Source organism: Arthrobacter castelli DSM 16402 (genome assembly GCF_000430705.1).
Lineage (GTDB): Bacteria > Actinomycetota > Actinomycetes > Actinomycetales > Micrococcaceae > Arthrobacter_C > Arthrobacter_C castelli.
In genome coordinates this window covers 44,365-56,204 of sequence record NZ_KE387201.1, presented here as the reverse complement: position 1 = coordinate 56,204, position 11,840 = coordinate 44,365, and the positions used below count along the sequence as shown (strand labels likewise).

12 protein-coding genes and 1 tRNA gene are annotated in these 11,840 nt (G+C 63.0%); 9 read left to right on the top strand and 4 right to left on the bottom strand.

All coding sequences use genetic code 11. The annotated features are described in order from the left end of the window. Positions 1 to 145 precede the first annotated feature (145 nt). Positions 146 to 841: a DUF2306 domain-containing protein gene (locus H535_RS0121940; RefSeq protein ID WP_026821227.1), complete on the bottom strand. Its 696-nt coding sequence runs from the start codon at positions 839 to 841 to the stop codon at positions 146 to 148. Between the two features lie 54 nt (positions 842 to 895). Between H535_RS0121940 and H535_RS27310 the strand changes: the two genes are divergently transcribed. Next, a complete protein-coding gene (locus H535_RS27310; RefSeq protein WP_051299658.1) occupies positions 896 to 1,552 on the top strand; it encodes a TetR/AcrR family transcriptional regulator in 657 nt (218 codons plus the stop codon). A 21-nt stretch (positions 1,553 to 1,573) separates the two neighbouring features. On the opposite strand, the gene H535_RS0121930 is transcribed toward H535_RS27310, so the two are convergent. Together H535_RS0121930 and H535_RS0121925 are read right to left on the bottom strand one after the other, a co-directional pair. Beyond that, positions 1,574 to 1,753 carry a hypothetical protein gene (locus H535_RS0121930; protein WP_026821226.1) on the bottom strand — a complete coding sequence of 60 codons (180 nt, stop codon included), beginning with the start codon at positions 1,751 to 1,753 and terminating at the stop codon, positions 1,574 to 1,576. Between the two features lie 70 nt (positions 1,754 to 1,823). Further along, complete coding sequence (locus H535_RS0121925; protein ID WP_081416887.1) at positions 1,824 to 3,032, bottom strand: multidrug effflux MFS transporter; 1,209 nt, start codon at positions 3,030 to 3,032, stop codon at positions 1,824 to 1,826. Between the two features lie 360 nt (positions 3,033 to 3,392). On the opposite strand from H535_RS0121925, the gene H535_RS0121920 reads away from it, so the two are divergent. The 5 genes from H535_RS0121920 to H535_RS0121900 all read left to right on the top strand — a co-directional run bounded on the left by H535_RS0121920 (position 3,393) and on the right by H535_RS0121900 (position 7,965). Further along, positions 3,393 to 4,175, top strand: a complete 783-nt coding sequence (locus H535_RS0121920) for a phage holin family protein (RefSeq protein ID WP_035770603.1) — start codon at positions 3,393 to 3,395, stop codon at positions 4,173 to 4,175. 149 nt (positions 4,176 to 4,324) lie between these two features. Further along, a complete protein-coding gene (locus H535_RS0121915) occupies positions 4,325 to 5,248 on the top strand; it encodes a DMT family transporter (protein ID WP_026821223.1) in 924 nt (307 codons plus the stop codon). Between the two features lie 27 nt (positions 5,249 to 5,275). Further along, positions 5,276 to 6,484: a glycosyltransferase gene (locus tag H535_RS0121910; protein WP_026821222.1), complete on the top strand. Its 1,209-nt coding sequence runs from the start codon at positions 5,276 to 5,278 to the stop codon at positions 6,482 to 6,484. Positions 6,485 to 6,567: 83 nt separating this feature from the next. Then, positions 6,568 to 6,641: transfer RNA gene (locus H535_RS0121905), tRNA-Ile, on the top strand. A gap of 136 nt (positions 6,642 to 6,777) precedes the next feature. Then, positions 6,778 to 7,965 carry an acyl-CoA dehydrogenase family protein gene (locus H535_RS0121900; protein ID WP_026821221.1) on the top strand — a complete coding sequence of 396 codons (1,188 nt, stop codon included), beginning with the start codon at positions 6,778 to 6,780 and terminating at the stop codon, positions 7,963 to 7,965. Between the two features lie 17 nt (positions 7,966 to 7,982). Here the strand turns inward: H535_RS0121900 and H535_RS0121895 are convergent, their stop codons facing one another. After that, complete coding sequence (locus H535_RS0121895) at positions 7,983 to 8,615, bottom strand: M23 family metallopeptidase (protein WP_245580417.1); 633 nt, start codon at positions 8,613 to 8,615, stop codon at positions 7,983 to 7,985. Between the two features lie 424 nt (positions 8,616 to 9,039). On the opposite strand from H535_RS0121895, the gene rpsB reads away from it, so the two are divergent. The 3 genes from rpsB to pyrH all read left to right on the top strand — a co-directional run bounded on the left by rpsB (position 9,040) and on the right by pyrH (position 11,796). After that, complete coding sequence (gene rpsB, locus H535_RS0121890; protein WP_026821219.1) at positions 9,040 to 10,008, top strand: 30S ribosomal protein S2; 969 nt, start codon at positions 9,040 to 9,042, stop codon at positions 10,006 to 10,008. Between the two features lie 101 nt (positions 10,009 to 10,109). Continuing rightward, complete coding sequence (tsf, locus tag H535_RS0121885) at positions 10,110 to 10,946, top strand: translation elongation factor Ts (protein WP_026821218.1); 837 nt, start codon at positions 10,110 to 10,112, stop codon at positions 10,944 to 10,946. A gap of 112 nt (positions 10,947 to 11,058) precedes the next feature. Further along, positions 11,059 to 11,796: a UMP kinase gene (pyrH, locus tag H535_RS0121880; protein WP_026821217.1), complete on the top strand. Its 738-nt coding sequence runs from the start codon at positions 11,059 to 11,061 to the stop codon at positions 11,794 to 11,796. The last annotated feature ends 44 nt before the right edge of the window (positions 11,797 to 11,840 follow it).

Sequence of the window (11,840 nt, the reverse complement as noted above, 5' to 3'; positions counted from 1 at the left end):
TTTTATGCCCTCTGACCTGCGAAAATGCAGGAATCACACTGCATTCATGTAGAAAGCGCATGTTAATCGAAGGGTTGCTGGTTCGAATCCAGCTGGGGGAGCGATCCGGTCCCGTGCTCCACGTGAGTGCGGGGCTTTTTCGTATCTACTGGACAGTCGCGGGTCTGGGCCCGGAAAGCGCCTTCGGCACCCGTGCGCGGTTGAGCCGCCGTGCGAGCCATACCCCGACCATGATGTTCGGCACCCAGGATGCCCATCCGAGAAACGGATAGAGCGTATCGAAGGTGCCTGTGGCAAGGATCAGGGAATTCTCCACCCGGAACACCACGGCGGCGAAGGTGAGTGAAAAATTGACGATGATCCAGAACCGGTGCCCGGCGACGTCGTGGTTGAGTGCGATGGCGCGGATGGCCATGGCCAGCGTGGCCAGCCAGAGCAACGCGAGGGTGCACAGGCCACTTGTCACGATTATTTGCCCGCCGGGAACCGTGCCCGGATAGGCGTGGAAGGCCATGAACACCGCACATGGCGCGGAGATGGCCACCGCCACGGCGTAGCATCGTCCGACGACGGGATGCGCGCGCACCGCCCGCTGCCGCAACGCGTGAATCAGGTTGATGGACCCCAGTGCGAGGGCGATCGCGCCGAACCCGATGTGCCCGAGCAACGGGACCTGGTAGGTCGCGAAGGTCTGCGCCTGCTGGGTGAAGTAGTACTGCTGCACCCACGGGGCGAGCGGCAGCACGACGAAGTACAGGGTCGCCATCAGTACAGCGACCGTGAGGCTGGGAATCAGGACGAGCCCGTACAGAACCCGGACACGTGGTTGGATGATCGGCATACTGCGCCCCCGCCGTTCAATGTGAATGGTTCTTACATTGTGTAGTCTAAATCTATGACAGCCGGGTCCGCTAGAGGTGGGAGCAAATCGTCGACGCGCCGGTATCATCACGGTGCGCTGCGTGAGGCGCTCATTGACGGTGCGGCGGCGCTGCTCGCGGACCGCACGGCCGCATTCAGCCTCAATGAAGTGGCCCGCCGCGCCGGAGTCAGTTCGGCGGCGCCCTACCGGCACTTCGCCAACAAAGACGCACTGCTGGCGGCAGTCGCGAGGCGCGGATATCTGTTGCTGGGCGAGGCTGCTGCGCTGCCTTTCCCGGAGGGGGCCGGCCCCGCGGACCGGCTGCTGCTGCTGTGTGTTCGCTATCTCGGGTTCGCCGCGGCCAACCCGGCCCTGTACGGCACCATGTTCCAGGAACATCTGCCGGCCGGTCCGAATGACGTCGGGCTGAAGTCCTTCGGGCCTTTCGTCGCCGCGGTCGAGGACGCCATGCGTTCAGGGGCAATGCCGGCCGGCGACGTCATGGAGGTCTCATTCGCGGCCTGGGCGGCGTTGCACGGGGCCACCTCCGCGTACCTCGTCGGCACCTTCAAGGCTCTGGGCGGCGACGCTCCGCCGGCCACCATCGTGACCAGGACACTTAGGACATGCTTTCCGCACTTGGCGTCACAATGGACGGATGCGGAACTGGCGGACCTGGCCGGGCTATAGGCCGCGCTTTCACACGGCCGGTTACCGTCGCTTGTGGCCAGGGTTAACCCGGTACATCAACAGCCCGACGACGACGGCACAGAGGATGGCGGAAAAGAGCAGGCTGCCGGTAAAGCGTCCGATGAACAATCCGAGTATGGCGCCGAGAATCAGGCCGACAAAGAGCCCTCTGCCATTGCGGTTCGACGGTTGTTTGGGCATAGTCCCAGCTTAGCGTTCCAGCCCCGGTGCACGCTGTGCTGGTGAATCCAAGGGCGGATGGTTCTCGGTCTTACAGTGGCGGTACGGTACGTGGGCGCACTATCGTCCACAGCACGATGATGGCGAGTCCGATGCACGCCGACATCAACAGTCCCATTGGGGCGGCGGCACCGTCGAACAGTCCGACCACCGGCGTCATCGCCCCGGCGAAGCCGAAGGTGGCCGCGCCCAGCAGCGAAGCCGCCGTACCTGGCTGGCTGCCGTGGCGGCCCAGGGCCAACGCCTGAATACAGGGAATGGTGAAGCCGAAGGACATAATGTAGAACCACAGCGGTACTGCCGTGCCCCAAAAGCCGAAGCCGGCCCAATCGAAGATGGCGATCAGCCATCCCATGGTGAACATTGACGCCGTCGAACAGGCCATAACCCATTGCGGCCCGATTCTGCGCATGATCCTCGCGCTGGCCTGCACACCGGAGACGACGCCCAGTGAGTTAATGCCGAATAGCAATCCGTACCCCTGAGCCGACAGCCCGTACAGGTCCTGGAAGAGGAACGGGGAGGCTGACAAATAGGTAAACAGTCCAGCGAAGTTCAGCCCGCCCATCAGCAGCATGCCGATGAAGATCCTGTCGCTGAGCACAGCCTGATAGCGCTGTCGTGTGGTGGTGGTCGAGGCACGCCGTTGTTGCCGGGGAAGAGTCTCTACGATGAACAAGGCAGCCGCGGTGAGGACCAGCATTCCGTATACCGCCAGGAACCAGAAGATGCCGGGCCAGTCCAGCACCAGCAGCAATTGCGAACCGATCACTGGTGCGAAAATTGGTGCCAGCCCGTTGACCAAGGCCATTCTGGACAGCATGCGGACGAGGGGATAGCCGCCAAACAAGTCACGAATCGTGGCCATCGCCACCACACCGCCGCCTGCCGCACCGACTCCCTGCAAGACGCGGAAGATCATCAGCACGGTGATATCGGTGGACAAGGCGGCGCCCATCGAAGCGAGGACATGCACGCTGGTGGCCATGATCAGGGGTGTGCGGCGGCCGACCTTGTCACTGAATGGTCCGACCAGTAGTTGCCCAAGGCCAAAACCGACAGTAGTGCCGGCCAGCGTCAGTTGCACCGCCGCCTCGCTGACCTTCAGGTCCCCCTCGATGGCCGGGAGAGCAGGCAGGTACAGGTCGATGGTGAAGGGGCCGAGCGCGGTGAGTGCGCCGAGAATGACAACGTAAACGAGCTTTTGCCGACGGGTCAGCGCGTCCCCGGGATGGGTCATGGTGGTCAAGAATTCCCTCGCAAAGCCGTCGCGTCGGTATCACTCTACCTTTGTTTTCCCTTTGACCTGCCCCATCAATGCGCGTTTCAAATGACAGGGTGGTTATGACGTTCACGCGACTCTCATTCTTCGGTGCGTTTGTCCTGATATGTCAACAATTGGGGTGGGGCCCGAGCCGGGAAAATAGGAATTTGTGGACGGCCAATAAACAATGAGAAATTAGCGCGTAGAGGCGCCGGGTTCAGTTCTGGCTACTAAATGGTAATTTTGGACGGTAAGCGCCCTGTCAACCAGCTGCCTGGCAGGTGCCGGCTCAGCGATGGACCGTAGGAGCAGCGAGAATGGATGGAGGCGGAGTTCATGGTTGAATCCAATGGCTCTCACAGCAGCGGTGTGAACCGGAATTCATCGGTGACAGCCCTGGCTAAGCTCGCCGGACGGCTGACACCCCAACAGTTTAAAGACGAGCTTGCCATCGCCATGGACGAGCTCAAACGTAAGGGAAAGCAGGCTGCGTTCGCCTCGGCGTTTTTTGTGGTCGCACTGATATTTGGCGCATTCCTGGTCATTGCCCTCATTGCTGCCGCGATTCTCGGACTGGCCACCGTGATGCCCGCGTGGCTGGCGGCACTGATCGTTGCCGCAGCGTTCCTGGTCATTGCGGCCATCGCGGCGCTGATTGGGCTCAGCCGGTTCAAGAAGGTCATGCCGCCCGCACCCGAAAGCGCTATCCGCGGTGTCCAATACGACATCGGCGTGCTCAAAGAAGGTTCCTCGTTCGACCCGAAGTCGATTGAGGAAAAGAAGGCGCGTGCGAAGCAGGAGAAGGCGGCTAAGAAGGAGGCGGAGGCCAAGGCCAAGGCTAAGCAGCCGCCGCCGCCGAGTATTGGCGAACTGAAGCACCGCTCGCAGCTGCGCCGGGACCGGCTGGCGGCAATACGGGATTCGCTCGAGGAGAAGCTGGACCTCAAAGCCCGGATGCGGGAGGCCAGCGACGAAGCGAAGATCAAGGCAAGCAGCTACGCGAACCGCTCCCCGCAGGACACAGTGAACGCGCTCAAGAGCCGCTGGCAGCCGTTGGCGGTGCTCGCCGTCTCCGGTGTGGCTCTGGCAGTCTTCGCGCGCAAGCTCATTCGCCGCTGACCGCTGCCCTGCACAGCAGACTACGACCGTGCCCGGGCGACGAAAGGGGTGGCGAGTGAGGATATTGCGCGCCGGCGCAACGGAACCCCCACTGCAGACCGCCATCTCAATATGAGCCCCCTTGCTCGGGCGCTGAAAGGCAACCGCTGATGGAGTGGCTGGCAATACTGCTGGCACTACTGTCAGCGGTGTGCCTTGCCTATGGTGCGCAACGGCAGGGCAGCGCCGTGCGCGCCGACACCGGCGGCTTGTCGCTGAATTCCTCCGGCTTCATGCGGTTGCTGGGTAATAGGCGGTGGATGTTCGGGCTGCTGTTGCTCGGCTCCGGAATGGCGATGAATGTCACGGCGCTGGCCATGGCGCCGCTGATGGTCGTCCAGCCCATCGGAGCGATCGCGCTGGTGATCACGACGATCGTTAATTCACGCGATCAGGGCATCCGGCTGAACCGGATGACGGTAGTGGCCATTGCCCTGTGTGTTGCGGGCAGCGCGCTGTTTGTCGTGATGGCCGTACAGGTCACCCGTGAGTCCCACACCGTCAGTGCCAGCGACGAACTGACCACGGTATTGCTGCTTGCGGTCGTGGTCGCTGTGTTCGGATTCCTCGCGGTGGCATTCGGCCACCGCATGCGTGCGTTCGCCTATATCCTCGGCGCAGGGATCCTCTTCGGATTCGTGGCCGTGCTCACCCGGGTTATAGCCAGCCAATTGCTGGCTGGGGACGGGTTGGCCCTTGGCAACGTGCAGTGGTACACGGTTTTGGGGATTGCAGCGGCGGGCGGTCTGGGTGCCTGGTTTGTGCAGAACGCTTATTCCAGCGGACCTCCAGACCTGGTCATTGCCGGACTGACGGTGATTGATCCGATCGTTGGCATAACTATCGGAATCGCAATTCTGGGCGAAGCACGCGACGACGTGCCCGCGGTGATGATAATTGCCATGGGTGCGGCCGCCGTGCTTGCTATTGTGGGAGTCACCGCCCTCGCAAGGCACCACCCCGATGTTGTGAAAAGCACCAGCGGATCGCGGCAGCGGAAGAGGGTCGCAGTTATCAAGAATCCCGAACGCTGACCTCAAGCACCCAGGAGTGGCACACCAGTGACGGATCCGACCGGCGCCAAGCCGATGACCATCATGATCGCCGCGGACACCTTCGCGCCACACATCAATGGGGCCGCCCAATTCGGTTACCGGCTGTCGCAGGGGATGCTCAATCGTGGGCACGACGTCCACGTGGTGACGTTCCGCGACTCGGCGGGCCCCAGTGCTTCGGGGCCGGAGGACGGCACGATGGTCCATCGGCTGCGCTCACATTCCGTCCCGACCCACGAGTACTGGAGGATCTGCCTTCCCTGGGAGATCAAGAAGGACATTGGCCGGATATTCGACGAGGTCCGCCCGGATGTGGTTCACGTCCAATGCCACTACATGGTGGGCAAGGCCGTCATCGAAGAGGCGGACCGGCGGGGTATCCGCGCCGTGGCCACTAACCACTTCATGCCCGAAAACCTCGACCCGTTCCTGCCGTTTCCAAAATGGTTCAAGCGGATTGTCGCGAAGAATTCGTGGCGTGACATGGGCAGGGTCTTCCGGAGTGCGGCCGCCGTCACGACGCCAACCCCACTGGCCGCCAAGGCGATGCGCAACCACGCATTTTTGGCCGAAGTGCTGCCCGTTTCCAACGGCATCGATGCCGCTGCCTACGAACTGCGCCCGGGCGAAGATGTTCAGATGCCTGAAAACCCGATGGTGTTGTTCGTCGGCCGGCTGGCCGAGGAGAAACATGTCGACATACTGATTGAGGCAGCGGCCAAAACTCCGCCTGAGATCAACCTGCAGGTCGAAGTGGTCGGCAGTGGCGAGGTGCGCGAAGCGCTTGAAGAGCGGGCAGCACAATTGGGTATGACCGACCGGGTGACCTTCCATGGCGCCATCAGCGATGAAGAGCTGCGCCTGGCCTATATCCGCAGCACCATCTTCTGCATGCCGGGAACGGCGGAACTGCAGTCGCTGGTGACGTTGGAAGCCATGTCGGCTTCCAAACCCGTTGTATTGGCTGACGCGATGGCGCTGCCGCATCTGGTTGATGACGGGATCAACGGTTATCTCTTCGAGCCCGGCGACTCCGATGCACTGGCCGAAAAATTGACGACTATCCTGACATTGTCCGGTGACCAGCGCCAGACGATGGGCAAGGCCAGCCGCGAAATGGTGAATAAACACAGCATGGAGGGGACGTTGTCGACGTTCGAATTGTTGTACCGCGGCGATCGGGCGGCGGAAGGGACCGAGCAGCAGCCGGTCTGATGTGCCGCAGCGTGTCCCGACACATTAGGATGTCATGGTCGGCAAATTAATGATGGCGGGCCACTGGCCATATTGGCCGACACGGGGCAGTAGTTCAGCTGGTTAGAACACCGGACTCATAATCCGTACGTCGTGGGTTCAAGCCCCACCTGCCCTACAACGCCCCGGCGCGCCACGGTGCGCCGGGGCTTTTTGCTATGGCTGCGTTGTTTGGTAAGTTACTGATCGGTAACTTAGTGGTCCCGGCGCCTCGGTCCCCAGGTGTAACGGGAGCTTCAGCAAAGGACACTTCCATGGCCTCACTTCCCGATATCAACAACCTTCCGTACCCCGACGGGGACTTCTTCGCCTTTGAACAGCTGCTGACGGCCGCGGAGCGCGAGCGGTTGCAGGAGATCCGGGACTGGCTCAGCAAAGAAGTAACCCCGATTGCCGGCGAGTACTGGAACCGCGGAGAATTTCCCCGGCAGATCATTGAAAAGCTGGCCGGACTCGACATCATCAGCCCGGTGCGGCGGCAAGGGCACTCGCATCTTTTTGCCGGCATGATGCACGCCGAATTGACGCGGGCTGATACCTCGTTCGCCACGTTCCTGGGCGTGCACGACGGGCTTTTCACGGGCAGCATCGAAGTACTGGCCTCCGAGGAGCAGAAGGCGCGATGGCTGCCCGACATCTACTCGCTCAAGAAGATCGGGGCCTTCGGCCTGACCGAACCGTTGGGCGGGTCCGACGTCGCCGGTGGAACGCGAACGATCGCCGAACGCGACGGCGACCACTGGGTTATCAACGGCGCCAAACGGTGGATTGGTAACGCCACCTTTTCGGACTATGTTCTTATCTGGGCCAAAGACGTGGCCGACAACCAGGTCAAGGGCTTCCTGGTCGAGACCGCAACAGAGGGCTACTCCGCGAGCAAGATCGAAAACAAGATTTCCCTGCGCAGTGTCGAAAATGCAGACATCACGTTGAAGAATGTCCGTATTTCCGATGACTTCCGACTGGCCGGGGCCAATAGCTTCGCCGATACAAACAAGGTGTTGAAGACCACCCGTTCCGGAGTGGCCTGGCAGGCTGTAGGCCAGCAGCTGGCCGCCTTCGACGTGGCCAGGCGCTATGCGGTTCAGCGGCATCAGTTCGGCAAGCCGATTGCCGCGTTCCAGTTGGTGCAGGAGCAGCTGGTGACCATCCTGGGTAACGCCATGAGCTCCATGTCCATGATGGTGCGCCTGGCCCAGCTCGAGGACGCCGGAGAGGCCAGGGACGAGCATTCGGCATTGGCCAAGGCCTTCACCACGGAGCGGATGCGTGAAAGCGTAGCCAAGGGCCGCAGCATCCTGGGCGGCAACGGAATTGTCACGGACTACGGGATGGCCCGGATCTTCGCCGACGCCGAAGCTGTCTACTCCTATGAGGGGACGGCAGAAATCAATACCTTGGTCACCGGACGTGCGGTCACCGGAGTCGCTGCGTTCCACTAAGTCACCGTGGCCGGCCGTCAGTGCGGCGGCAGGGGGAGCAGCACCGAGGGACGCAGGTCGGTGACGAACTGCAGCGGATTGACGTATTCCTCTCCCCGGCGCACTCCCCAGTGCAGGCACGCGCGGCTGCCGCAATGCCATGGTTTGCTGATGTGGCCGATCACCTCGCCTGCCGAGACGGTATCGCCTTCGGACAGGTCGGTCTCCACTGATTCGAAACTGCTCCGCAGACCGGAGCGGTGCTCAATCGTCAGCACTGGTCTGTCCACTACCCAGCCGGCGTAAGACACCTGCCCGTCTGCCGGGGCGCGGATGGGCCCGGCGCCTGTGGCGGCCAGATCCACACCCCGGTGTCCGCTGAGCCATGGTTCAGGTGGTTTATCGAACTCCCGCAGCACCTCGGGGTTGTTCCCCACCGGCCATTGCCATCGTTCAGAGGTGCCCGTACCTGCAGCCGGAAGCGGCCCAAGGTGAATTGAAATGGCGGTCACCGCCAGGGCTGCGGCCAGCACACTCAGGCACTGACGCACCCACCCCGGCATCGCGGAGATGGCCGGCATCCGCGAACCGGCCGGCATCCGCGTGCCCGCCGGGGCGCGGGTACTGGCCGGGGTGCGCGACAGGATTCGTCCTCTGGGCTGGGTAGGCATGCCTCAACGTCACCACCACCGCCTCATCGGCTCAAGGGTGTCGGGGGCGGTTGTGGAAGCCTTCACTGGGGTCCGGCTCCTGTGGAGGACATCACGCGGGCGAAGCAGCAGGGAGGAGATGGGGGATTGGCGGCGCTGTAGTACACTGGGTGCAGCAGTGTGCTGTCTTCCGTGCGCCGGTATTCGCCGGCGGGCCTGATGGCCGCTGACTACGCGTGCCCTAATTCCACACCTCTAATGGTAGTGGAGTGCGCCCCTTCGGTCCGGACACTGTCCGGTGGGGAACACGTCCGGTCGACACGGCCGGGCTGACGGGCACCAGGAGCAACACCCGCCGGGTGTACAAGCTAAGAACCGTCAATTGGTAGAACCATAACTGGTCGCAGGCCGGTGCCATGGAATTTCTGCCGGAAGGAGTGACGACATGCCAGTCGTTACCATGCGTCAGCTGCTCGACAGCGGCGTGCATTTTGGTCACCAGACCCGCCGTTGGAACCCGAAGATGAAGCGCTTCATCTTCACCGAGCGCAACGGCATTTACATCATCGACCTGCAGCAGTCGCTGTCCTACATCGACCGCGCCTTCGAGTTCGTCAAGGCCACGGTCGCCCACGGCGGCACCGTGCTCTTTGTCGGAACGAAGAAGCAGGGGCAGGAAGCCATCGCCGAGCAGGCCACCCGCGTGGGGCAGCCGTACGTCAACCACCGCTGGCTGGGCGGCATGCTCACCAACTTCCAGACCGTGTCCCGCCGGATCCAGCGGATGAAGGAACTGGAAGAGATCGACTACGACGACGTCGCCGGTTCCGGACACACCAAGAAGGAACTGCTGCTGATGCAGCGCGAGCTGACCAAGCTGCAGGGCAACCTCGGCGGCATCCGCAATCTGACCAAGGCTCCTTCGGTGCTGTGGGTTGTGGACACCAAGAAGGAACACCTCGCCGTCGACGAAGCCAAGAAGCTCAACATCCCGATCGTCGCGATTCTCGATACCAACTGCGACCCGGACGAAGTCGACTTCCCGATTCCGGGCAACGACGACGCTATCCGGTCCGTAAATCTGCTGACCCGCGTCGTGGCCGACGCCGTGGCCGAGGGGCTGCTGGCGCGGAACCAGCGTGCCGGCGGAGGCGAAGAGTCCGCCGAAGAGCCGATGGCCGAATGGGAGCGGGAGCTGCTCGAGAATAAGTCCGAGACGCCGGCGCAGGATGCCGTCGAGGGGACTCCCGCTGCGCCGGATCACCAGACCGCTGAAATGGTCGAAGGTGCGGCCCAGGACGAGGCCGAAGGCGCCGCCCCGGAGGAGGCCACCCCCGTGGAGGCCTCCGGCACTGCCCCCGCAGACAACGAGACTGTCGCCGACGCTGTGCAAGGTCCCGACGCCGACAAGTAAGACTCATCACCGGCCCGGCTCACGGATGCCGGTGGCCGGCGTGCGGGGGCTTGGAACATGGCCCCCGCACGCCGCTGACATATACAACTAAGGAGTTTCATATGGCGAACTACACCGCCGCTGATATCAAGGCTCTGCGGGAACGCACGGGCGCCGGCATGATGGATGTCAAGAAGGCTCTCGACGAGACCGACGGCGATGCCGAGAAGGCCATGGAAGCCATCCGGATCAAGGGGCTGAAGGGCGCCACCAAGCGCGAAGGACGTTCCACGGCCGAGGGCCTGGTGGCCGCCAAGGTGGACGGCGGCGTCGGCGTGATGGTCGAAATCAACAGCGAAACGGATTTCGTGGCCAAGGCTGCTCCGTTCGTCGAATTCGGTGACAAGGTGCTCGCGGCCGCGATCGATTCCGGCATCAGCGACGTCGACGCGCTGCTGGCCCACGAAGTGGACGGCAAGCCGCTCTCCGAGCACGTCATCGAGACCGGCGCGTTGCTGGGCGAGAAGGTCGCCGTGCGCCGGATCGCCCGTGTCGAGGGCAAGACAGTTGACGCCTACCTGCACAAGACGGCCAAGGACCTGCCTGCACAGGTCGGTGTGCTGTTCGCCGTGGACGGCGAAGGAGCCGAGGCCTCCGAGGCAGCGCACGACGTCGCGGTGCACGCCGCAGCGTACAACCCCACCTACATCACCCGTGACGAGGTCCCGGAGGAGCTGGTGGAAAACGAGCGGCGGATCGCGGACGAGACCGCGCGTGCCGAGGGCAAGCCGGAGCAGGCACTGCCCAAGATCGTGGAAGGCCGGCTGACCGGCTTCTTCAAGGAAGGCGTGCTGCTGGACCAGGCCTTCGCCAAGGATCCGAAAATGAGCGTGGCCCAGGTGCTGTCCGAAGCGGGTGTGTCAGCGACCGGGCTGGCCCGTTTCCGCGTAGGCTCCTAGCCAAGCAGCGATTACAGGATCGCTCATGACGAGAGGGGGTGGTTGCCATCAGGTGGCCGCCCCCTTTCCATGCCGTCAGTGAACTCGTCCCTCAAATCAACCGGGAGGCCCCATGGAGAACCTGAATCGTAACGCACCGGGTAAGCCCACCCGCCGCAGGGTATTGCTCAAGCTGTCCGGCGAGGTGTTCGGCGGAGGCGGGCTGGGCGTGGACCCGGCCACGGTCCGCGGCATCGCCGGACAAATCGCCGCCGCAGTGGACACCGTGGAGGTGGCCGTCGTCGTCGGCGGTGGCAACTTTTTCCGCGGCACCGAACTGTCCAACCATGGGATGGACCGCTCCCGGGCCGATTACATGGGCATGCTGGGCACAATGATGAACTGCCTGGCCCTGCAGGACTTCCTGGAGCAGGCCGGAGTCGACACCCGGGTGCAGAGTGCCATCACCATGGGGCAGGTGGCCGAGGCCTACATTCCCCGGCGCGCCATCCGGCACATGGAGAAGAGCCGCGTGGTGATCTTCGGCGCCGGTGCCGGGCTGCCCTATTTTTCCACCGACACCGTCGCGGCCCAACGGGCACTGGAGATCCACGCCGACCTGGTGCTGATGGCCAAGAACGGGGTCGACGGCGTGTATACGGCCGATCCCCACCAGGACCCGTCGGCCGAGAAGCTTGAAACGCTGACCTACGACGACGCGATGCTCCGCAATATCCGGGTACTGGACCAGACGGCATTCAGCCTCTGCCGGGATAATAAACTGCCCATGCTGGTCTTCGGGATGCAGGGTGACGGCAACGTCACCCGTGCCATTCGGGGGGACGCTATCGGCACCATGGTGACTGCGTAGCGTCTTCGGAACAGCGTCGGCTGTGTGACATAGGATGGTCGAAG